17 protein-coding genes and 2 pseudogenes are annotated in these 21,777 nt (G+C 70.6%); 4 read left to right on the forward strand and 15 right to left on the reverse strand.

What is annotated here, in order from left to right; all coding sequences use genetic code 11:
• The first annotated feature begins 108 nt into the window (after window positions 1-108).
• From ACZ53K_RS23005 to car, 3 genes are all read left to right on the forward strand, one after another.
• Window positions 109-819 (forward strand): FadR/GntR family transcriptional regulator, encoded by a 711-nt coding sequence (locus ACZ53K_RS23005; RefSeq protein ID WP_468839655.1) that lies wholly within the window; start codon window positions 109-111, stop codon window positions 817-819.
• A 222-nt stretch (window positions 820-1,041) separates the two neighbouring features.
• Complete coding sequence (locus ACZ53K_RS23010) at window positions 1,042-2,031, forward strand: MFS transporter (protein WP_468839658.1); 990 nt, start codon at window positions 1,042-1,044, stop codon at window positions 2,029-2,031.
• 138 nt (window positions 2,032-2,169) lie between these two features.
• Window positions 2,170-5,706: a carboxylic acid reductase gene (gene car, locus ACZ53K_RS23015; protein ID WP_468839661.1), complete on the forward strand. Its 3,537-nt coding sequence runs from the start codon at window positions 2,170-2,172 to the stop codon at window positions 5,704-5,706.
• A gap of 74 nt (window positions 5,707-5,780) precedes the next feature.
• Here the strand turns inward: car and ACZ53K_RS23020 are convergent, their stop codons facing one another.
• The 5 genes from ACZ53K_RS23020 to ACZ53K_RS23040 all read right to left on the reverse strand — a co-directional run bounded on the left by ACZ53K_RS23020 (window position 5,781) and on the right by ACZ53K_RS23040 (window position 11,673).
• The gene (locus ACZ53K_RS23020) at window positions 5,781-6,797 is read right to left on the reverse strand and encodes a cellulase family glycosylhydrolase (RefSeq protein ID WP_468839664.1); all 1,017 of its coding nucleotides are present in this window, start codon (window positions 6,795-6,797) and stop codon (window positions 5,781-5,783) included.
• Between the two features lie 365 nt (window positions 6,798-7,162).
• Window positions 7,163-8,500, reverse strand: a complete 1,338-nt coding sequence (locus tag ACZ53K_RS23025; RefSeq protein ID WP_468839667.1) for a cytochrome P450 — start codon at window positions 8,498-8,500, stop codon at window positions 7,163-7,165.
• A 198-nt stretch (window positions 8,501-8,698) separates the two neighbouring features.
• Complete coding sequence (locus ACZ53K_RS23030) at window positions 8,699-10,075, reverse strand: cytochrome P450 (protein ID WP_468839670.1); 1,377 nt, start codon at window positions 10,073-10,075, stop codon at window positions 8,699-8,701.
• A 273-nt stretch (window positions 10,076-10,348) separates the two neighbouring features.
• Window positions 10,349-11,188: an MmyB family transcriptional regulator gene (locus ACZ53K_RS23035; RefSeq protein ID WP_468839673.1), complete on the reverse strand. Its 840-nt coding sequence runs from the start codon at window positions 11,186-11,188 to the stop codon at window positions 10,349-10,351.
• Between the two features lie 128 nt (window positions 11,189-11,316).
• The gene (locus tag ACZ53K_RS23040) at window positions 11,317-11,673 is read right to left on the reverse strand and encodes a nuclear transport factor 2 family protein (protein ID WP_468839676.1); all 357 of its coding nucleotides are present in this window, start codon (window positions 11,671-11,673) and stop codon (window positions 11,317-11,319) included.
• A gap of 282 nt (window positions 11,674-11,955) precedes the next feature.
• Here ACZ53K_RS23040 and ACZ53K_RS23045 point away from each other — a divergent pair.
• Window positions 11,956-12,452, forward strand: a pseudogene (locus ACZ53K_RS23045) (DUF6624 domain-containing protein); the annotation flags it as partial.
• Between the two features lie 126 nt (window positions 12,453-12,578).
• Here ACZ53K_RS23045 and ACZ53K_RS23050 read toward each other — a convergent pair.
• From ACZ53K_RS23050 to ACZ53K_RS23095, 10 genes and pseudogenes are all read right to left on the reverse strand, one after another.
• Complete coding sequence (locus ACZ53K_RS23050) at window positions 12,579-12,908, reverse strand: hypothetical protein (RefSeq protein WP_468839706.1); 330 nt, start codon at window positions 12,906-12,908, stop codon at window positions 12,579-12,581.
• 250 nt (window positions 12,909-13,158) lie between these two features.
• Window positions 13,159-13,827 carry a hypothetical protein gene (locus ACZ53K_RS23055; protein ID WP_468839679.1) on the reverse strand — a complete coding sequence of 223 codons (669 nt, stop codon included), beginning with the start codon at window positions 13,825-13,827 and terminating at the stop codon, window positions 13,159-13,161.
• Window positions 13,824-14,945: an ROK family glucokinase gene (locus ACZ53K_RS23060; RefSeq protein ID WP_030023694.1), complete on the reverse strand. Its 1,122-nt coding sequence runs from the start codon at window positions 14,943-14,945 to the stop codon at window positions 13,824-13,826. Before ACZ53K_RS23060 ends, ACZ53K_RS23055 begins: the two co-directional genes overlap by 4 nt.
• A gap of 288 nt (window positions 14,946-15,233) precedes the next feature.
• Window positions 15,234-16,133, reverse strand: a complete 900-nt coding sequence (locus ACZ53K_RS23065) for an ATP-binding cassette domain-containing protein (RefSeq protein ID WP_468839682.1) — start codon at window positions 16,131-16,133, stop codon at window positions 15,234-15,236.
• Window positions 16,130-17,200, reverse strand: a complete 1,071-nt coding sequence (locus tag ACZ53K_RS23070) for an ABC transporter permease (protein ID WP_468839684.1) — start codon at window positions 17,198-17,200, stop codon at window positions 16,130-16,132. Before ACZ53K_RS23070 ends, ACZ53K_RS23065 begins: the two co-directional genes overlap by 4 nt.
• Window positions 17,197-18,210, reverse strand: a complete 1,014-nt coding sequence (locus ACZ53K_RS23075; protein WP_468839687.1) for a sugar ABC transporter substrate-binding protein — start codon at window positions 18,208-18,210, stop codon at window positions 17,197-17,199. The genes ACZ53K_RS23070 and ACZ53K_RS23075 overlap by 4 nt, the downstream gene beginning before the upstream one ends.
• A gap of 124 nt (window positions 18,211-18,334) precedes the next feature.
• Window positions 18,335-19,369: a sugar ABC transporter substrate-binding protein gene (locus tag ACZ53K_RS23080; protein ID WP_468839689.1), complete on the reverse strand. Its 1,035-nt coding sequence runs from the start codon at window positions 19,367-19,369 to the stop codon at window positions 18,335-18,337.
• Between the two features lie 144 nt (window positions 19,370-19,513).
• Window positions 19,514-20,233 (reverse strand): GntR family transcriptional regulator, encoded by a 720-nt coding sequence (locus ACZ53K_RS23085; RefSeq protein WP_468839704.1) that lies wholly within the window; start codon window positions 20,231-20,233, stop codon window positions 19,514-19,516.
• 224 nt (window positions 20,234-20,457) lie between these two features.
• Complete coding sequence (locus tag ACZ53K_RS23090; RefSeq protein ID WP_468839692.1) at window positions 20,458-21,303, reverse strand: transporter substrate-binding domain-containing protein; 846 nt, start codon at window positions 21,301-21,303, stop codon at window positions 20,458-20,460.
• A 349-nt stretch (window positions 21,304-21,652) separates the two neighbouring features.
• Window positions 21,653-21,777: pseudogene (locus ACZ53K_RS23095) on the reverse strand (IS110 family transposase); the annotation flags it as partial.

Here is a 21,777-nt window from a genome sequence, read left to right on the forward strand (position 1 = left end):
CTCGGGCCTGCCCTGAGCACTTCCTTCATTGAGCGCGAAGCCCGGTGCCACCTCACCGCACCCAAGACTGACGTTCAAATGTCTGACCTTTGAATGTATGCTGCCTTCATGAAGCGCATCAGTACACCGCGGCGGACCGCCAGCCTGTCCTCGCAGCTCGTGGACAGCCTCCGCTCGCACATCGAAGCAGGTGGATGGCCGGTGGGGACGCGTATCCCGCCGGAACAGGCCCTCATCGAGGAGCTCGGGGTCGGACGCAGCACGCTGCGGGAGGCGCTCGGCGCGCTCGTGCACCTGGGACTGCTGGAAGCCCGGGTCGGGGACGGCACGTACGTCCGCGCGTCGAGTGAGCTCCAGTCGGTCATGGTCCGGCGGGCGAGCTCCGCGCAGCGGGACAACGTTCTCGAACTGCGTACCGTTCTTGAGGAGTACGCCTCGGGGGCCGCCGCCCTGCGTCGCAGCGAGGACCAACTGTGTCAGCTGAGAGAGCTGCTGGCCGACGCCGACGCGGCGTGCGCCGGTGCGGACAGGTCCGCGGCCGAGAGCGTCGACGCGCTGTTCCACCGGGCCGTCGTCCGGGCGAGCGGAAACGACCTGCTGATCGAGGTGTACGACTACCTCGGCACGGCTCTCACCTCCTCCCTGGGCGGCCTGCCCTGGGATGCCGCCGGCGCCGAGGAGCATGCCGGTCTGCACCGGCGGCTCGTCGACGCGATCGAGGCGCGGGACGAAAGTGGTGCCCGCGACGCGGCGGCTGCGATCGTCCAGCTCACCCGGGAGCACGAGACCGAGGCGCCACGAGCGGCGGAGGCGCAGTGAGTCCGCGGTTATCTGCGGCACCGGCACCTCGGGCATCCCGCCGGCGCCCCGCCTCAAGTCCGCCGGCTGCCGGCCCCACCCGTCCTGCCGTGTCGATCGGGCCCGTCCTCGCGATCTGCCTCGTAGCGGCGAACCTGCGCACCGGTCTCACCGGTGTCGGTACGCTGCTGCCGGCCATCGAGCACGGCAGCGGCCTGACGTCGAGCTGGGGTGGGACCGCTGGTGGGCCGGGCCTCTCACCGGTTCGGCACAGCACGCCTGCTGGTGGTGGCCCTCGGCGCGCTGACCGCCGGAACCGTCGTCCGGTCGCTGCCTTCCGTGATCTGTCTGTTCGCCGGAACCGTGATCCTTTCTGCTGCCATCGCGTTCGGCAATGTGCTGCTGCCCGCTCTGATCAGGCGGAGCGTGCCCGCACACCGTGTTCAGGGCATCAGCGCTCTCTACGTCACCGTCATGGGCGTCACGGCCGCGGTCTCCTCCGGGATCTCCGCGCCGCTTTCCCACACCTTGCCGGGCTCCTGGCACACCGCCCTCGCCTGGGGCATCGCCTTCACCATCGCGGCGTTTCTCGCCTGGCTGCCCCGGATGCGGGGTGACAGGCCCCAGGCCGCCACCGGCGTGACCCGCAGTCCGGTCCCCTGGCGGTCGCGACTGGCCTGGCAGGTCAGCATCTTCATGGGCCTGCAGTCCCTGGCCTTCTACACCGCCGTAGCGTGGCTGCCCAGCATTCTGATCCAGCGTGGCACGACCGGCACCGCGGCCGGATGGATGCTCTTCTACTACCAGCTGACCGGCCTGGCAGCCAGCAGCTTCCTGCCCCTGCTCACCCGGGGACGCCACGACCAACGGTGGACTGCGGCCGGGGCCTCGGTCCTGGTGGCCGGTGGTTTCGCCGTGCTGGTGTCCGCCCCCGCGCTGTCCGTCCTGGCGTGCACTCTGCTCGGGGCGGGCGCCGGCGCGTGCCTCGTCCTCGCGCTGACCTTCCAGACCGAACGCGCCGGAAGCTCCGGCGAAGCTGCCGCGCTGGCGGGCATGGCGCAGTCCATCGGCTACCTCGTAGCGGCGGCCGGCCCCCTCTTGCTCGGCATCCTGCATGACACCACGGGCAGCTGGACACTTCCGCTCGCGGTCCTGGTCGCCCTCAGCGTCGCCATGGCAGGTGCCGGTTACGGCGCGGGGCGAGATCGCCAAGTGCGCTCTTCCGCCTGCTGACACACGTGTGCTGCCGGGGCGGAAGCCGTCCCGCCGCCCCACGCCGTCCCACCCCCTGCCTTTCCTTGCCTCCCCCTGCCCGAAAAGTGCAGTTCCTTCCGGATGAACGGGCCTTCGAGGCCACAGAGGAGACCACTCGTGTCCGACCCACAGCGCTCCACCGACGAGTTCAGCGCACGTACCGCCCAGCGCAGCGCTCACCTGTACGCGACAGACCCGCAGTTCCGCGATGCCGCACCCCTGGACGCCGTCACCGAGGCGATCCGGCGGCCGGACCTGCCGCTCGCCGGCCTCGTGGCGACGGTGATGGAGGGGTACGCGGACCGCCCCGCCCTGGGCGAGCGTGCCACGGAGCCGGTCACCGACCCGGATACCGGCCGCACCACGCTGCGCCTGCTGGAGCGGTTCGACACGATGACCTACGGTGAGCTGTGGGAACGTGTCTGCGCGGTGGCCTCCGAGTGGCGGCACCACCCCCAACACCCCGTGGACCAGGGCGGCTTCGTCGCGATTCTCGCTCCCACCAGCGCCGAGTACACCATGGTGGATCTGGCCTGCGTCCGCTCCGGTGCGGTGAGCGTTCCGCTCCAGGCCGGTGCTTCGGCGGAGCAGCTGGCCCCCATCGTCGCGCAGACCGGACCGCGCCTGCTCGCGGTGGACGTGGCGCAACTCGATGTCGCGGTCCAGGTCGCGGCGGATGCCCCGGCGCTGGGCAGGATCGTCGTCCTCGGCCATCGTCCCGAGATCACCGCTCACCGGAAGCGGCTGGACTCCGCGCGCGGCCACCTCGCGGCGCAGGGGCGAGGCGTCACCCTGGACACGCTGGCGTCGGTCATCGAGCGGGGCAGGGCTCTGCCACCGGCTCCCCGGAGCCCCGAGGGGGCGACGGCCGACGCGCTCAGCGCGCTGATCTACACCTCGGGGAGTACGGGCACCCCGAAGGGCGCCATGTACACCGAGCGTCTTGTACGGCAGTTCTGGGTCGACTTCATACCCGGCCAGGAGGTACGGCCGTCCATCGTGCTCAACTATCTGCCCCTGAGCCACATGATGGGGCGGGGCGTGCTGTTCGGCACGCTCGCCAAGGGCGGCATCGCCTACTTCGTGGCGTCGAGCGACCTGTCGACCCTTTTCGAGGACCTCTCCCTGGTCCGCCCCACCGAGTTCATCATGGTGCCCCGCATCTCCGACATGCTCTTCCAGCGCTACCAGAGCGAGCTGACCCGCCGGAACGACGTGGCGGCGGGGAGCGATGCGGCCGCGCGGGCGGACCGGGTGAAGGAGGAGCTGCGGGAGAAGGTTCTGGGAGGCCGCCTGCTGTGGGCCGTCAGCGCCTCGGCCCCGCTGAGCGCGGAGATGACGGCGTTCGTCGAGAGCTGCCTGCACATCAGGATGCTCGACGGTTACGGATCGACGGAAGCCGGGATCGTCTCACTCGACGGCCGGGTGGTGCGTCCGCCGGTGACCGATTACAAGCTGGCGGATGTGCCCGAGCTGGGGTACTTCCGTACCGACTCGCCGCGCCCCAGGGGCGAGCTGCTGGTCAGGTCCGACCGGCTCGTCCCCGGCTACTTCCAGCGGCCGGATGCCACCGCCCAGGCCTTCGACGAGGACGGTTTCTACCGCACGGGCGACATCATGGCCCGCGTCGGCCCCGACGAGCTGGTGTACGTCGACCGCCGGTCCCACGTACTCAAGCTGTCCCAGGGCGAGTTCGTGGCCACATCCCGCTTGGAAGCCCTCTTCACCGGCAGTCCGGTCATCCGGCAGGTCTTCGTCTACGGCAACAGTGCCCGCGCCTATCTGCTGGCGGTCATCGTGCCCACTCAAGACGCGCTCGACCGCGCCGGCGAGGATGTCCAGCGTCTCAGGTCGACCCTGCACGAGTCCCTGCGGCAGCTCGCCACCGAGGCGGGTCTCAACGCGTACGAGATTCCGCGGGACTTCCTCATCGAGACCGAGCCGTTCAGCCAGCAGAACGGGTTGCTCTCCGGAATACGCAAGCTGCTGCGCCCTGCGCTGGCGAAGCACTACGGCGAGCGCCTCGAAGCGCTGTACACCGAGCTGACCGAGCGCGAGACCGACGAACTCCAGGCACTGCGCCGGACCGGCCCGTCCCGGCCGGTACCGGAAACCGTGCTCCGGGCCGCCCGAGCGCTTCTCGGACGCCAACAGGGCGACGTGAAGCCCGGCACACGCTTCCTCGACCTGGGCGGTGACAGCCTCTCGGCCCTGTCGTTCGCCCAGCTGCTGAAGGAGATCTTTCATGTCGACGTCCCTGTCAACGTCGTCCTGAACCCGGTCAACACACTCCAGCAGGTGGCCGATCACATCGAGAACACCCTCGCGTCGGGACACCGGCGTCCGACCGCCGACGGCGTCCACGGCCCCGGCGCGACGCGGCTCGTGGCGGGCGACCTGACGCTGGACGCGTTCCTCGACACGGAGACCATGACGAAGACCGGCAGGCCGGCCGGCCCCCTGCCCGAGGCGCGGACCGTCCTGCTGACCGGCGCCAACGGCTACCTGGGCCGCTTCCTGTGCCTCGAATGGCTGGAGCGCGTCGCGGAGCGCGGTGGCACGCTGGTGTGCGTGGTCCGCGGCGGCACCGACGAGCTGGCCCGGGCGCGGCTCGACGCGGCCTTCGACAGCGGCGACCCGGAACTCCTCCGCCACTACCGCCACCTGGCCGCCGAGCACCTGGAAGTGGTCGCCGGCGACATCGGGGAAGCCGGCCTCGGGCTCGACGAGGCGACCTGGCAGCGGCTGGCCGACACCGTGGACCTGATCGTTCACCCGGCGGCGCTCGTCAACCATGTCCTGCCGTACGACCAGATGTTCGGCCCCAACGTGCTGGGTACGGCCGAACTGATCCGGCTCGCGGTCACCTCCCGGATCAAGCAGTTCAGCTTCCTGTCGACGGTCGCCGTCGTCTTCGGGTCCGAGGCCGCGGCCGACGAGGCGGCGGACATCCGCACGGCCTGCGCGGGGCGCGACCTCGACAGCGGTTACGCGAACGGCTACGCGGCCGGCAAGTGGGCGGGCGAGGTGCTGCTGCGCGAGGCGCACGCCACCTTCGGCCTGCCGGTCGCCGTGTTCCGCTCGAACCTGATCCTCGCCCACCCGCGCTACCGGGGCCAGCTGAACATCCCGGACGTGTTCACACGCCTCTTGCTGAGCGTGCTGGCGACAGGAATCGCCCCGGGCAGTTTCTACGCTCGGGGCGCCACTGACGGCAGCGCGCACTACGACGCGCTCCCCGTGGACTTCACCGCGCAGGCCATCGCCTCACTGGGCGACGGCACACGGGAAGGCTACCGGACCTTCAATGTCGTCAATCCGCACGAGGACGGCGTCTCACTCGACACGTTCGTCGACTGGCTGGTGGCGGCCGGGCACCCGCTGACGCGCATCCAGGATTACGACGAGTGGCTCGACCGCTTCGAGGGTGCCCTGCGTGCGCTGCCCGACCGCCAGAGGCAGCACTCGCTGCTCCCCCTGCTGCACGCCTTCGCGACGCCGGAGGAGCCCCTGCCCGGCTCCGCCCTGCCGGCGGAACAATTCCGCGCAGCGGTGCGGGCTGCTGCCCTCAACAAGGAGAACGACATTCCCCACCTGTCGCAGGCCCTGATCACCAAGTACGTGGTGGATCTTCGGTCGCAGGGCCTGCTCTGACCTGGCCCGCGCGGGCGTCCGCCGCGGCGGACGCCGCCGGGCAGCAGACGTCAGCGGTCCGGCGGCGCGGCGTTTCACGACCGGCGGTAGATCGTTGCCTCCTTGGCGGTCTGCTTGATGCCGTCGGCGCCATTGAAGAGACGCTGCCCCCAGGGGGTCAGTGACGTGGCGTCGAAGTGGTTGCTGAGGTCGAGGTGGGCGTCCTCGCCGCTGTTGCCGCTCCAGGACCAGCCGAGATATCCGATGTGTGCGGCTCGGGTCCGCGCCATGATGGTGTCTTCGTCGGTGTCACCGCTGGGGTGGTAGTGGCCGGGCTCCCCCACCACGAACGGCAGTTTCGCCCGGGTGAAGGTGTCGAGGTAGTTCTTGACCTTGTCGGCGGTGTTGTAGACCCCGTACATGTGCACCGAGAAGACGGTGTTGTGGTCGGGGTCGGCATCGAGCACCGAACGGGCCTGGCGCTGCATCGTTCCCGACCAGTCCTGGCCCCAGTTGGGGCCGTCGGCCATCAGGGCGTGGCGCAGAGCGGCCGCGCGCAGCCGGGCGATGGCGGCTTTGGTTTCCGCGCCCCACCGGCCGGTGTTGTTGTTGCCGTACGGCTCGTTGCCGAGATTGACCACGACATGGTTTTCCTGACCGCGCAGGGCGCTGCGGACGCTGATCCAGTAATCGGCGGCCCGGGCGAGGGAAACAGCTCCCGCCTGTTCGCCGTAACCGGTGGTGTCGTGGACTTCCAGTACGCAGATCAGCCGGTTCGCCTTGCAGCGGGAGACGACCGCGCGGACATCGGCGGTGTCATTCTTCGTCCAGCGGTCGCCACTGCTCAGCACCACGCGGACGCTGTTGGCCCCCAGACGTTTGATGTCGGACAGGGCCCGGGCGGTCCGGTCGGCGTGCCAGGCATGGGAGTGGTTGACGCCGCGGAAGACGAAATCGGCGCCGTTCTTCTCGACGAGCCGGCCGTCCTTCACGTGGAGACCGGCAGCGGCACGCGCGTGAGTCGGGGTGTCCGCGGCGGCGGACGGGGTCTGGGCCGGGGCCAGGAGGACGATGCTCACCGTGGCGGCGAGAGCGGACAGACGTGGACGCACGGCAACGCTTCCTTCATGACGACGAATGCGGGCAGGAAGCATTCGACAGCGTCGGCGTGGAGCGTCCCGCCGGATTTCGCCAAGTGCGCGGAGCGCGGCAACCCTTTCGGCAGTCGACGGCCGGGCGGCAGTTCGTCCACGTACGCGATTCTGCGCGCGCATCTCTCGCAGGGAGGCCAATCGGCACCGAATCGGATACCGGGCCATTTTCCTACCGCACGGCAGGACGCCGAGTGGGCGCGATATCGCGGGTACGGAAACAGGACGGCCTTCGCGATGCCACCCAAGCGGACACGCGCCGAAGCGGACACCCGCCCGCGCGGCATCGCGTACACGGCCCACGACCGGACGCGCCGGGAATGCATTCAGGCGTCGCGGCGCAGCACTTCCATGGGGACGTGGTCGGGGTGGGCCATGGACGAAGCGGATTCCCGCGGCTTCGGCGTTCCCGGTACCGGGCGCAGTTCCCAGCGGGACAGCAGGGTGGCGAGCGCGATGGTGGCCTCCGTCCAGCTGAATCCGTCGCCGATGCACCGCCGGTTGCCCGCTCCGAAGGGGACGACCGCTTGGCGCTGGACCGCGCCGCGCCGCTCGGGCAGCCACCGGTCGGGGTCGAAGGTGTCCGCTTCGTGGTAGTACTCCGGGTCGCGGTGCAGGGCGTAGAGGCTGAAGGCGATCTCGACGCCGGCGGGGACGCGGAAGCCGCAGAGTTCGATCGGCTCGGTCGTGCGCCGCATCAGGAGCACCACCCCGTGCAGGCGGATGACTTCGTCCAGCGTGCGCCGGATGCCGGCGAGGCGGGGTACGTCCTCGAAGGTGACGGGCCGGTCGCCCACCACCTCGCGGATCTCGGCGACCAGGCGCTTCTGGACGTCGGGATGCTCGGCGAGGTGGTGGAAGGTCCAGGTGAGCGTGGAGGCCGTGGTTTCCGTACCGGCGAACAGGATGGTGACCAGTTCGTCCCGGACCTCTTCGTCGGTGAGCGCCTCACCGGTGTCCGCGTCCTGGGCGGCGAGCAGTACGGACAGCAGGTCGGTCCCGCCGGGCCGGCCCGACCTGCGCGTGGTGGCGATGACCTCGTCGATGACCTGGCGCATGCTCGCCGTGGCGTTGTCGAAGCGGCGCCAGATCGGCAGCTTGTCCAGGATCTTGGGGGACGCGGCCCTGAGCAGCATGCTCTTCAGGATGATCGGCAGGTTGCGGCGCACCGACTCGACGGCGGGCCGGCCGATGTCGGTGGAGAAGAGGGTCGCCGCGAGCGTCTCGATGGCGTACTCGCCCATGACCTGTTCCACGGCGATGTGCTGGCCGGGGGTCCAGGAGTCGGACAGCGCGCGGGCCCGGTCGCTCATGACCTCGGCGTAGCGAGCGATCTGTTTGGCGTGGAACATGGGCTGCACCAGGCGGCGGTGGCGGCGGTGGACCTCGCCGCCGGCCGTCGCGAGGCCGTTGCCGACCAGGGGGCGGACGCGGTCGAAGAGGCGGCCCTTCTCCAGGGACCGGCCGTGGGTGACCATGACGTCGGTGATCGCGGAGGCGCCGGAGACCACGTAGATCGGCATCGTGCCGATGTCGACCCGCACCAGGTCGCCGGTCGTCCGCAAGGACCGCAGGAAGTGCAGCGGATCGCGTTGCAACGGCAGGACGTGCCCCAGCAGCGGTATGCCGCCGGGAGCGCGGGGAACGTCCGTCAGGTCGAACACGGGGGTCCTTTCGCCGGGGCGATGCGCCAGCCCGCGTGCAGAGGCGATCCGGCGGAGTTGATTTTCGGCCTGCTTCGGACTGTTCCGAACGGTGGCAGCAGGCCGAGGCCAAATGATCACTCCCCGTCGTACCGGCCGTCAACAGGGCGTCCGGCGCACCCCCGGGAGGGTGCGCCGGAGCCAGGGCGGCGGCGCGCCCTATCCGCGGCGGCCGGAAACCGGCTGCCGGGCGGTCCCGGCGGCCGGGTCGGTGGCCGTCGCCGCGGCCGGCTGCGCGCCCGTCGCCTGCCCGCGCGGGGCGTCGATCTGCTTCGGCTGGAACATCACCGGCAGGGTCGCCGGCCGTTGCGTCAGCCACGCGGCCTCGATGGTCAGTTCCTCCTTGGGCACCGCGAGGCTGACGTCGGGCAGCAGGCTGAGCAGCGTGTCGATGCCGGTCTCCGCGATGGCCCGGCCGATGTCCGCGCCCGGGCACTGGTGCGGGCCGAAGCTGAACGCCAGGTGCGAGCGGTTGCCCCGCATCGGCTCGTCACTGGAGCGCACCTCGGGGTCGGCGTTGCCGGCCGCCGGGCAGAGCAGCAGCATGTCGCCTTCCCTGACCTGCTGTCCGCCGAGCCGGGTGTCGCCGGTGGCCCAGCGGCCGGGCACCGCCGCGATGGGCGGGGTGTCCCAGAGCACCTGGTCCAGCGCGTCGGGCAGGGTCATCTGACCGCCCGACAGGCTGCCGCGGAAACGGGGGTCGGTCAGCACCATGCGCAGGGTGTGGGCGAGCAGGTTGACCGTGCCCTGGTGGGCCGCCACCAGGATGAGCCGCAGATGCTCGATGATCTCGTCGTCGGTGAGCGCCGACGCATGGGCTATCAGCTGCGACGTCAGGTCGCGCCCCGGCCGCCGCTTCTTCGTCTCGACCAGGTCGCGCAGCGTCCGCGTCACCAGCTCGTTGCTGGCGGCGGCCGTCTCCGTACCCCGGACCAGGTCGAGGGCGGGCGCCACCAGGTCCGGCCCCTCGCCGGGCACCATCCCCAGCATCTGGGAGACCACCAGCATCGGCAGCGGCTCGGCGTAGTCGCGGACCAGGTCGGCCCGGCCGGTCCGGGCGAAGGCCGACACCAGTTCCCGGGTGTAGCGGGCGATGTACCGGCGCACGCCGTGCCGGTTGATCTGTTCGAGGCTGTCCGTGACCGCGCCGCGGAGCCTGAGGAGCTCCGCTCCGTCGGCGAACACGCACAGGGGCTGCCAGCCCACCATGGGGACCAGCGGCGAGTCGTCCGGGATCAGCCCCTGCCGCCATGCCGTCCAGCGCCGCGAGTCGCGGGAGAACCGTGAGGGGGTGCGCATCACTTCGAGGTTGTCCTGGTAGCCCAGGACCAGCCAGGCGGGTACGTCGCCGTGCAGCAGCACCGGCGCGACCGGGCCGTGCTCGCGGCGCAGCGTCTCGTACAGTTCCTGCGGATTGGCCTCCGCCTCGGCCCCGTACAGCCGGCGCACCTCGGGACTCATGCCGTGCGCCGGGCAGCCGGGGGGCGGCACCGGTACGGAGTTGCCGCGGGTAGCGTCCGGGCGAGGGGGGGTCACAGGGCCTCCGAAGCCGTTGTTGGGAAGAGCTGCCGCGGACGGGGGCCCGACGGCGTGCTCACGCGTCATCTCCGGGTCAGGTGCCGCGCAGCTGCCGCGGCTCAAGATCCCGAGCCAGACGCAGCATATCTCCGGCGCGGAGCTGCTTGAGATGGGGCCGAGGGTCCCCAGGGGCGTGAAGTCGGAGTACGGACGCCAGGGCTGACGGGGCGTCGGCCAGGTCCCTTACGGGGATTCCCGGACGGGCGCCGCCACGCAGCTGTCGTACGCGTATTACCCGGACGCGGGCTTTTCGGCCGGCTCCGGCTCCTCGCAGATGAAGGTGGCTCGCTGGAGAGGCGCGCCCTGCAATCCCCCATGGGCCTCGGTGATGACATGAGCGCGGGTCAGTTCCCCGCTGCGCGGGTCCCAGAACGGCCGTGGAATGGGGTCGATGACCATGTCGCCGTTCTTGGCGATCCAGCGCGGCGCCTCGCGGTAGGCGCGGCGCGTCCGGGAATGGCCGTTGATATCCCGCTCGATGGCCAGCACACGGCGGTCGGTGGGATGCCGGTGCAACGTCGCCGCGACCACCGCGAGGCACGGCATCAGCCAGAACTCGTGAAACGCTTCGAGGTCGTTTCCCCCCAGAATCCGGGGTGCGTCAGGGTGGAACAGGATGTACCGCTGGGTGTTCCGGGTGGGATGCGCCGAGACATGGCGCCGAACGCCCCCGAAAACATCCCGGAACGAGGGGTTCGTGAGCACCACGTCCCAGGCCAGGTCGTAGACGACGGACGGATGGGCGAGGCCGTCGATCATCTTCTGGTACAGCATCTTCATGGGCGTGTGCGGCTGCGCGCTGGTACGGGTGGAGGGCGGCAGCTGCCCGGTCAGGACATAGAGATTCGCCTGGTTCTCGTCACTCATCCGCAGAGCGACGCCGAGACTCTCCACCTGCTGCGCATTGAGCTGCGACGGGTGCCGCAGCCAGTTGCGCAGCGTGCGGGGAGTCTTCCCGATCTTCTCGGCCAGGTCTTTGCGGGTGACGCCGAGGGTTTCCCGCGACTCCTCCAGGAGCCGTCTGACCATCTCGTCACGGTCCCGCCCGGCCTGGCCGTGGGCGTCGGTCATGGGGGCTCCTGCCGGGCTGGTGTTCCTGTGCGCGGGGTCAGGCTGCCCCAGCACGCCCGGGTGCTGTCAACGCGGAGTTCCGAAACACGTTACGAAGATCGTCGCGCGGACGTCCGGAGCCGCGGAGGTCAGAAGCCGTTGAAGAATCCGCACAGCCGGCTGATCCGGCCGCCCTCCAGCCACGCGACGTCGAAGCCGCTCACCACGGGCGCGCCACCCGTGGGGCCGACCTGCCACGCGAAGTGGACGGCGTCGTGGTGGGTCAGCACCGCGTCGAAGGTGAACAGCATTCCGGTGAAGTTCTCCCGCGCGGCGGCGAGGTAATCGCCGATGGCGACGGTGCCGTCCGCGACGATCGTCGGGTCGGTGTACGTGGCGTTCGGGGTGAAAACCTCGTCGACCACGGCGCGCCAAGTTTCCTCGTCCGATTCGTTCCACATCGCTATGTACTTTTCGACCAGCGCGGTCACGGCCTTTTTGTCCATGACGGCGGACTCTACCACCGGGCCTGTGGAACATATCGCCAACCTGGCCGCGCAGGGCGCCGGTTGGGTCCGGCATTACGCAATAACGCCATCCCCGCAGGGGAATACGAGCCGCACCGGCTCGATCCGCTCGCGAGGTCACGGCCACCGGATGCATCCAGTATCCCAGCGCCATAGCGGGCTTGTCACCCTGCTCCAGGTGGATCTTCCGGGACGATATGCGCTTTTAGGGTTGCGGACGACCCGCGCGACGCGCGCATCCCTCTGACCACTGGAGCAGGAATGGCATCCGGCATTGCCGCCGTGGCGGCTGAACTCGTGGAAATGGCCGCGGCAGATCACCAGGCCGGCCCGCAGGCGAACAGCGCGGATTTCGCGGAGCAGTTGGCGTGGCGCCGGCTGACCGCGCAGCATGCGGACCGTCTCAACGAGATGATGGACGAGTACGGTTGGCCCACGGCGGAACTGGTCGGCGAGGACGCGGCGCGGGCCGCCTGGCTGATCGCGCAGCACGCCGACCGGCAGCTCGATGTGCAGCGGCGCGCGCTCCGGCTGATGGAGCAGGCGGTGGCGGCAGACGCTGCCGACCCCCGCGAGCTGGCCTTTCTGCGGGATCGTACGCTCGTCAACGAGGGGCGGCCGCAGATCTACGGCACGCAGATCGCCGGGGGGCGGACGGTGCGCCCGTGCCGTGGCCCTGCGAGAGCCCTGAGCGCGTGGACGAGCGGCGGGCGGAGGCAGGCATCCCGCCGTTCGACGAGTACGTCGCCCGGTTCGCGGGGGCTCGACGCACCCGGAACGAGGCCGGCGGATCACGGCTCCGGCATGGAGCTTGCGGCGGGTCCGTACACCGTGGTGGTGTACGGACCCACCGTACTCGTCACTGCCGGACGGCCGGGGCTCGGTCAGGCGGGCCAGCCCCAGTGCTTGACGCGCTTGTAGCCGCCGCCGGGGCAGTACATGCTGATGCCGCGGTGGTCACCCTGCCAGGGGCCCGGGCCGTAGTTGAGCTGGCGGACGTGGGAGCCCTTCTTGCACTGGATGCTCGCCCCGTACCGGGCCGGTCCGTGGCCGTCGCACCAGACGTTCGCCGACGTGCCGGTCTTCCAGTTGGTGTGACACTTGATCTTCAGCGTGGCCCGGGCCGGGGCCGCTTCGCTCGCCACCGCCGGCAGGGCGGGGACGGCGACGGCCGCCGCCGTCGTCACGGCCAGCACCGCATGTCGTATACGCACCAGTTGTTCCCCCTGATTCGATGCGGCCCGCACCCGCGGCCGCCGGGGAGTCGGTTCCCGGCTCGGGCGGGGCTTTCGACGGAGAACCTACGGGCGGACGCGGGGAGTCGTCGTCCGGCACCGGGTTGAACTCTGCGGTACGACCAGCGCGGCAGGCGACGGGCGGGGTAAACCGTCGGAGTAAGGGCCGCTGAGGTGGAGGATGGCGAAGGCCGGTACGGGCGGGCCCGGAGCCGCCCGTACCGGCCCTTCAGTGCTTGAAGACGACCGTCGAGACGACGTAGACCACCGGGTGGCCCGGCTTGTCGAAGTTCACCGTGATGTTCTGGCTGGGGTGCGGGTCATCGGCCTTGATGGAGGTGCCGGCCCACTGGCCGCCGCTCGCCAGGTCCCAGCCGACCTTCGCCGCCTGTGTCCCGGTGATGGTGATCTCGCCGTTCTTGAGAGCGGCGCGGCTGGTGCCGGCCCACTTCAGGTAGTGGTCCAGGCCCCAGTTGTTGGTGCGGAACTGCACGTACAGGGAGCTGCGGTGCCAGGCGTTGGACTCGTAGTAGTAGACCGGCGTGGACCCGGCCGGGACCGGGACGTTGTAGATGCGCTGCTGCACCTTGGAGGGATAGTCGTTGTAGAGGCCGGTGGCGGCGGCCTCCTCCTCCTTGCTCTGGCCGCTGTCCCGGCTCTGCTCGGCGGAGATGACGATATAGCCCGCCGGGATGGCGATGAGGAGGAAGATGACCAGCGCGGTGAGCCAGCGGCGGCGTCTGCTCGCCACCCGGGGCCCGGCGGACGCGCCGGTCCGGATTCCGGGCGCCCCGGTCGGCGGCTCCGGCCGCTCCGGCGTCTCGCGAACGGTCTGCCGCGGTTCCTGCCGGGCCGGATCGTGTTCCTCGGTGATGGGCGGGTTGGCCGGCTCCGTCATCGCCGGCCCGATCGTTCGTAGCGCTCGTAACGTTCCACCCGCCGCCGGTTGGCACGCCGGAAGCGGCGGGCGACCAGGCGCGCCAGGTCGGCGGCGCCGACCATGCCGGCCTCGGGGCCCAGCTGGGCCTTGGCGATCCGGGCCTCGGGACGGTAGCCGCGGCCGGTCAGGGTGCGCCGGAAGGCGTCCCGGGCGGGGCCAATGAGCAGGTCGTCGGCGGCGCTGACGCCGCCGCCGATCACGAAGCAGGAGGGGTCCAGCGCGGCGGCCAGGTTGGCGATGCCGACGCCCAGCCACTGGCCGATGTCCTGGAGCAGTTCGACGCACATGGCGTCGCCCTCGCGGGCCAGCTCGGTGATGAGCGGTCCGGTGATGTCGGTGACGCGGCCGCCGACCCGGTCGATGATGTTGTACGCGACCGGGGAGTCGGCGGCGGCCAGCTCGCGGGCCTCGCGCACCAGGGCGTTGCCGGAGCTGTACTGCTCCCAGCAGCCGCGGTTGCCGCACGGGCAGCGGTGCCCGGCCGGCACCACCTGCATATGGCCGAATTCGCCGGCCACGCCGTACTTGCCGCGCTTGACGGCGCCGTCCTCCAGGATCGCGCCGCCGATGCCCGTACCGAGCGTGATCATGACGAGGTGGTCCTCGCCGCGGCCCGCGCCGAAGCGCCACTCGGCCCAGGCGGCCGTGTTGGCGTCGTTGTCGACCATGACGGGGACCGCGAGGCGGCCCGCCAGGCGGTCCCGCAGCGGCTCGTTGCGCCAGTTCAGGTGGGGTGCGAACAGGACGGTGCTGCGCTCGGCGTCGACCCAGCCGGCCGCGCCGATGCCCACCGCGTGCACGTCGTGCCGGTCGGAGAGGTCCAGCACCAGTTCGGTGATGACGTCCTCGACGACCTTGGGGCTCTTGGACTTGTCGGGGGTCTCGGTACGGACCTTCTCCAGGATCGTGCCGTCCGCGTCGACGACGCCGGCCATCACCTTCGTCCCGCCGATGTCGATGCCGACGGTCGGCACGCGGGGCGCGCTCAGGTGGGAGCGCCGCTCGCGGGTGCCCACCGTGCGCAGCACGGTCGCTCTGGCGGATCCTCGGTGCACCCGGTCCCGGTACGTGCTCATCGACCCACCTCTTCGCCGTTGCGGTGGCGGCGGCTGCGTGCTCGCAAGAGTCGTCTCGTCCCTGCGGGTGTCGGGAGGCCGGGGGCCTCGGCGTGCGTGGTCCGGTGTCGTGCTCGTCCGGTGCCGTACGGGTCCGGGCGCTGTCGGGGCGGGGCCCCGGGGCGCGCGGCGCCGTGCCGGCGGCGGTGACGTGCACGGTCCGGTGCGATTGTGCCCTAACAGCGGTATGCGGCGCATGGCGGCGCGGGCCCGCCGGAACCCGCGCCACCGCCCGTGGGCCGCCCTCGCTCAGTGCGTGGGGTGGCCGCCGAGGTGGCTCGGTTCGGGTGCGCGGGCCAGTTCGTGACTGAGCTGTTCCAGCTCGCTGCCGCCTGCCATCTGGCGCGTCAGCTCGTCCAGGCCGATCTCGGACCTGGTGTGGCGGCCGGCCATCGCGCCGCGCTTGAGGAGGACGAAACGGTTGCCCACGAGGTAGGCGTGGTGCGGGTTGTGGGTGATCAACACCACGCCGAGTCCGGCGTCCCGGGCGGCCGCGACGTACTTGAGCACCACGCCGGACTGCTTGACGCCGAGCGCCGCCGTCGGCTCGTCCAGGACCAGGACCTTCGCGCCGAAGTACACGGCGCGGGCGATGGCCACGCACTGCCGCTCGCCGCCGGAGAGGGTGCCGATGGGCTGGTCCACGTCGCGCAGGTCGATGCCCATGCGCAGCAGCTCGGCGCGGGTGGTCTCGCGCATCAGCTGCACGTCGAGGCGTTTGAAGGGGCCGGCGCCCTTGGTGGGCTCGGAGCCGAGGAAGAAGTTGCGCCAGACCGGCATCAGGGGGACGACGGCCAGGTCCTGGTAGACGGTGGCGATGCCGCGGTCCAGTGCCTCGCGCGGGGAGGAGAGCCGGGTCTCCTCCCCCTCGATCGCGAAGCGGCCGGCGTCGTGCTGGTGCAGCCCTGCGATGATCTTGATGAGGGTGGACTTGCCCGCGCCGTTGTCGCCGAGCACACAGGTGATCTCGCCCGCGTGCACCTCCAGCGAGACGCCTTCCAGGGCCTTGATGTTGCCGTAGAACTTGCTGACGTCCGCCAGCTCCACGAGGGGCGGGGCGTCCGTTGGGGCGCCCTCGTCCCCCCGGACGCCCTCACCCTGCGGCACCTCTGCGGTGTCCGTCTTCTCCGGCCTGTCCGGGGTGCTCATTTCGTCGCCTCCGCGCGCTTGCGGACCCATGCGTTCAGGAGCGTGGCCAGCAGCAGCATCGCCCCGAGGAAGAACTTGTACCAGTCCGGGTTCCACTGGGCGTACACGATGCCCTTGCTGGCCATGCCGAAGATGAAGGCGCCGACGGCGGCGCCGATCGCCGAGCCGTAGCCGCCGGTCATCAGGCAGCCGCCGACCGCGGCGGCGATGATGTAGAGGAATTCGTTGCCGACGCCGTCGCCGGACTGGATCGCGTCGTACGAGAACAGCAGGTGCTGCCCGGAGATCCAGGCCGCCAGTGCCACGCCCATGTACAGGCCGATCCGCGTCTTGGTGACCGGCACGCCGACCGCCCGCGCGGCGTCCGCGCCGCCGCCCACCGCGAAGATCCAGTTGCCGACGCGGGTGCGCAGCAGGATCCAGGTGGCGAGCGCGACCAGGCCGATCCACCACAGGATGGTGACCTGGATGTCCACGCCGCCGATGCTCAGGTGGGACGCGAAGAGCGCCCGGGCCGAGTCGAAGCCCTCCATGTCGGCGATGGACTTCGTCGAGACCGTGCCGCTGATCAGCTTGGTGAAGCCGAGATTGAGGCCTGTCAGCATGAAGAAGGTGCCCAGCGTGATGATGAAGCTGGGCAGCTTCGTCCGGGTCAGCAGGAAGCCGTTGAAGACCCCGATGGCCAGGGTGACCAGCAAGGACACCCCGATGCCCACCCAGATATTGGCGGTCATCCGGTAGCTGAACATCGACGAGACGAGCGCCGAGCTGACGACCATGACACCGGCCGACAGGTCGAACTCGCCGCCGATCATCAGCAGCGCCACCGGTACGGCCATGATGCCGATCGTCGACGACGCGTACAGCACGGTGGACAGGCTGGACGCCTGGAGGAACGTGTCGGCGGCGAAGGAGAAGAAGAGGAAGACCGCCACGGCGCCGACCACCGCGCCCAGCTCGGGCCGGCTCATCAGGCGGCGCGCCGGTGACCGGTGCACCAGCCGCTCGTCCGGGCCGCCGCCGGGTTGCGGTCCGCTGTCCCGTACGGGTGTCTCCGCGGTGCTCATCGGGTCCCCCGCTTCGTGTACTCCTGCAGGGCCGCCGCATCCTTCTTGGTGATCACCTGGGGGCCGGTGAAGACCGGCTTGCCACCACCGAGGACGTCGGCGTTGTACTTGTAGAGCCACAGCAGGTCGACCGCCTGGTAGCCCTGGAGGTACGGCTGCTGGTCGACGGCGAAGCCGAGCGAGCCGTCCTTGAGGCCGTCGGCGACCTTCGCGTTCAGGTCGAAGGTGTCGATCTCGGCGTCGCTGCCGGCCTGCTCCCTGGCCTTGACGGCGGTCGGCGCGAACGGCGCGCCCAGCGTCACCACGGAGTCGATGCCGGGGTCCGACTGGAGCTTGGCCTCGATGGTGGACTGGACGTCGGGCATGTTGGTGCCCTCCACGTACAGCTTCTGCATCTCGCCCTTGAAGGTCTTCTTCGCACCGTCGCAGCGCTGCTCGTGGCCGACGTTGCCCTGTTCGTGCAGGACGCACAGCGCCTTCTTGCGGCCCCGCTCGTTCAGCTCCTCGCCGACCGCCTCACCGGCCACCGTCTCGTCCTGGCCGACGTGGGTGAGGGCGCCGTACGCCTTGGACGCCTCGGCGCCCGAGTTCACGGTGATCACCGGGATGCCGGCCTTCTCGGCCCGGGCGACCACGTCCTTCATGGCGTCGGGCTTGGCCAGGGTGACGATCAACCCGTCGACCTTCTGGTCGATGTAGGACTGCACGAGCTGGCTCTGCCGCTGGGCTTCCTTGTCGTGCCCGTAGACGAATTTGATGTTGTCCTTGAGGGCGGCCTGCTGGGCGCCGTTCTGCACGATGTCCCAGAAGGTGTCGCCATCGCCCGAGTGGGTGACCATCGCGAAGGTCCACCTCGGGGTGTTGACGGCCGCCTTCCCGCCGGCGGTCTGGGCGGCGCGCGCTTCCTCGGCGCGCTTGCCGCCGGTGCTGCTGCACCCCGCCAGGGACGCGGCGAGCACCGCTGCCAGCACCGCGGTCACCGCGCGTACCCCTGTCCGAACCCTTGCCACGAGGTCGAGCCCTTCTCGTTGCTGTTGCTTCTGTCACTGTGCGCCTGGGGCGCTCTGCCGGGTTTGGGCCGAAAATGATCGGTCCCGGCCGCCCAAGTATCCGTTACGCCTGTTCCGCGTGGGGTCATCGGGTCCCGCGCCCGGTGTACTCCGCCAGCTTCGGTACGTCCTTGCCGGTGACGATCGCCGGGCCGGTCAGCACCGGTTTGCCGCCGCCGAGGACGTTCGCGTTGGCCCTGTGCAGCCACAGCAGGTCCACCGCCTCGTACCCCTGGAGGTAGGGCTGCTGGTCCACCGCGAAGTCGAGATCCTTCTTCTTCAGGAGCCCGACCACCGAGGGATTCAGGTCGAAGGTCCCGATCCGGGCCTTGCTGCCGGCCTCGTCGCGGGCCTTGCCGGCGATCGCGGCCATTGGCGCGCCGAGGGTGACGACGGAGTCGATGCCGGTGTCCGACTGGAGCCTGGCCTGGACGGAGGACTGGGAGGCGGGCGCGTTGGTCCCGTCGACGTTCAGGTCCTCCACCCGGCCGGAGAAGGTCGCGCGGACCCCGGCGCAGCGGTCCTCCAGGGAGACGTTGCCCTGTTCGTGCAGGACGCACAGGGCCTTGGTGGCGTGCCGCCGGTTCAGTTCCTCGCCGACGGCGCGGCCCGCCACGGTCTCGTCCTGGCCGATGTGGGTCAGGGCGCCGTACGCGGCCGAGAACCGCCCGCCGGAGTTGATCGTGATCACCGGTATGCCCCGGGCGACGGCCTTGCGGACGACGGCCGCCAGCGCCTGCGGCTTGGCGAGGGTGACGATCAGCCCGTCCACCTTCTGGTCGATGTAGGACTGCACCAGCTCGGCCTGCCTGCCGCCCTCCTTGTCGTTGGCGTACAGGAATTTCACATTGTCCTTGGCGGCGGCCTGCTCGGCGCCGTTCTGCACGATGTCCCAGAAGGCGTCGCCCTCGCCGGCGTGGCTGACCATGCCGATCGTCATACGGGGCGTGTCGACCGACCGGCCACCGGCCCCGCCGCCCGGTTTGTCCTCGGCCCCCTTGCCGCCGGAGCCGCTGCACCCGGCGACGAGGGCGAGAGCGGCGACGGCCGCGGCGGACACCGGAAGCCGGGCGCGGCGGCCCCCGGCGGTACGCGGCTCGGCGTGACGGGCTCCGTGCACGGTACGCATCATGGAACCGCCCTCTCTCCCGTGCCGCCCGATGGCGGCTGGAGGAGTTCTAGCGGCGGGCGCCGAGCCCCGTCAATGGTTTGTCAGAACATTCTTACCCGGGCGGCCGGACCTCCGTCGCGCGGCATCGCCCGCTCAGGGCCGTACGAGCAGCTGGAACTCGAAGGCGTACCGCGAGGCCCGGTAGACGTGCGAGCCGAATTCGACCGCGCGGCCCGTGTCGTCGAAGGTCGTACGCTGCATCGTCAGCAGCGGGGCCCCCTCGGGCTCGCCGAGCCGCTCACCCTCCTCGACCGTCGCGGCCCGTGCGCCGACGGCCTGGCGGGCGCTGTGCAGGGTGATGCCGGCCGCCCGCATCAGGCGGTACAGCCCGGTCTCCTCCAGCTGCTCGGTACCGAGACCGAGCAGTCCGGCGGGCAGGTGGTTGCGCAGGTGGGCGACGGGCTCGCCGTGCGCGAACCGCAGCCGCTCGACGAGCGCGACCTCGGCGCCCTCCGCGACCCCGAGCGCGGCGGCGACCTCGGCGGTGGCCTCGGTGGTGGTGTTGAGGAGCACCCGGGTGGCGGGCTTCTGGCCGGCGGCCTCCAGGTCGTCGTAGAGGCTGCTCAGCTCCAGCGGACGCTTGACCTGGCTGTGCACGACCTGGGTGCCGATGCCGCGGCGCCGCACCAGCAGTCCCTTGTCGACCAGCGACTGGATGGCCTGGCGGACGGTCGGCCGGGACAGCCCGAGGCGTCCGGCCAGCTCGATCTCGTTGCCGAGCAGGCTGCCCGGGGCCAGCCTGCCGGTCTCGATCGCCGCCTCCAGCTGCTGGGACAGCTGGAAGTACAGCGGGACCGGACTGCTCCGGTCCACGCTGAACTGAACGGGGCTCTCGGCACCCTTGGAGTCGGTTTCGCGTTTCCCCACGGCTGGGAGCGTATCCGGCCGGGATGATGACGGGAAGTCCGGAGGTCACATTGTCCGGACAATCACGCCCGGATTGGTACGTACCAACCTAGTACCAATCACGTACCAACCGTTCCCGTAACCGGTCCCGCTCCCGGCTCCACCCCCGGCAGCGGCTCCACGCCCCTCCCTCACTTCCCCATCCACGCCTCCTCGTACTTCTTGTACGTGCCGTCGTGCGTGGCCAGGTGGACCCACTGGTCGACGTACTCCTTGAACTGGAGGTCGGAGCGCGGTACGGCGTACGCCTTCTCGGAGAAGGTGAAGGGCCGGCCGGGGTGGACCGCGCACAGTTCGGGGTGGATCTTGGACTGGTAGCGGGTCTCGCTCGCGTCGGTCATCATCACGTCCGCGCGGCCCGCGATGATCTCGTCGAAGATGGTGGTGTTGTCGGGGTGCGGCGTGATGGCCGCGCGCTTGATGACGGACCGGGTGAACTGCTCGTTGGTGCCACCGGGGTTGACGATCACCGTGGTGCCCGGCCGGTCGATCTGCTCCAGCGTCCGGTACTCGTCCTGGTCCGCGCAGCGGACGATGGGCGTCTTGCCGTCGGTACGGGTGGGCTCACTGAAAGCCGCCTTGCGGGCGCGCGGAAGGGTGACCGATACGCCGCCCATGGCGATATCGCAGCGCCCCGCCGCCAGGTCGTCGACGATTCTCGCCCAGGTCGTGGGCACGAACGACGGCTTGGCGTCCAGGCTCCGGGCGAGGTCGCGGGCCATCGAGATGTCCACGCCGCGGTACGCGCCCGACGCGGGGTCGCGGTGGGTGAAGGGACGGTAGTCACCGGTGGTGCAGACCCGCAGGACACCGCGGCGGGGCACGGCGTCGAGGAGGGAGGCGGAGCGCGTCGAAGTGTTCGGGGCGGTGGACGGCCGGTCCGACCCGGTGGCCGATGCCGCCGGGACGGTCGTCGGTGCGGCGGCGGTGAGGGCGAGGGCGCAGGTCAGGGCGGAGAGTGCGGCGGCGCGGCGCATGGGGCGGCTCCTGTACGCGCGAGGGGTGGGCGAACCGGGCCGTCAGCGTCGCAGAGGGCGGGACGGGAGTGAAGGGCGTGACCGGCTGGTGGGACGGCTCACGGGCCGTCAGCCGGCGAACTGCTCCTCGTCCAGCAGCGATCGGCACGAATGACACCGACTGCTCGGGCCAGGCTTCAGTCGCCTCAAGCGGAGCAGTGGGGGCGGCCGCCGTGCCCGAGAGCTACCGGTCGAGCATCTCGCGGCGCTGAGCGGTCTGCTGCTCCTGGCGGGCGAGTTCGTCGCGGACCTGCCGGACGCGGGCCAGGAGTTGTGTGCACTTGCCGGGGGGGTGCCTCTATGTCTTTCGTCAAGCGAGGCGTGGGGTTCGGGGTTCGTAGAGGGTGCTGTCGCGGAGCATGGCGAACAGCACGCTGATGCGGTGGCGGGCCAGGCGGAGTAGTGCCTGGGTGTGGGTTTTTCCGCGGGCTCGGC

It is taken from the genome of Streptomyces sp. NPDC033221 (assembly GCF_055577005.1).

Excerpts from the sequence above, each read along its gene's own strand:
- ACZ53K_RS23005 (WP_468839655.1), top strand. The coding sequence starts at position 109 with ATGAAGCGCATCAGTACACCGCGGCGGACCGCCAGCCTGTCCTCGCAG.
- ACZ53K_RS23035 (WP_468839673.1), bottom strand. The coding sequence starts at position 11,188 with ATGACCGACGCCCACGGCCAGGCCGGGCGGGACCGTGACGAGATGGTC.
- ACZ53K_RS23040 (WP_468839676.1), bottom strand. The coding sequence starts at position 11,673 with ATGGACAAAAAGGCCGTGACCGCGCTGGTCGAAAAGTACATAGCGATG.
- ACZ53K_RS23055 (WP_468839679.1), bottom strand. The coding sequence starts at position 13,827 with ATGACGGAGCCGGCCAACCCGCCCATCACCGAGGAACACGATCCGGCC.
- ACZ53K_RS23060 (WP_030023694.1), bottom strand. The coding sequence starts at position 14,945 with ATGAGCACGTACCGGGACCGGGTGCACCGAGGATCCGCCAGAGCGACC.
- ACZ53K_RS23065 (WP_468839682.1), bottom strand. The coding sequence starts at position 16,133 with ATGAGCACCCCGGACAGGCCGGAGAAGACGGACACCGCAGAGGTGCCG.
- ACZ53K_RS23070 (WP_468839684.1), bottom strand. The coding sequence starts at position 17,200 with ATGAGCACCGCGGAGACACCCGTACGGGACAGCGGACCGCAACCCGGC.
- ACZ53K_RS23090 (WP_468839692.1), bottom strand. The coding sequence starts at position 21,303 with ATGCGCCGCGCCGCCGCACTCTCCGCCCTGACCTGCGCCCTCGCCCTC.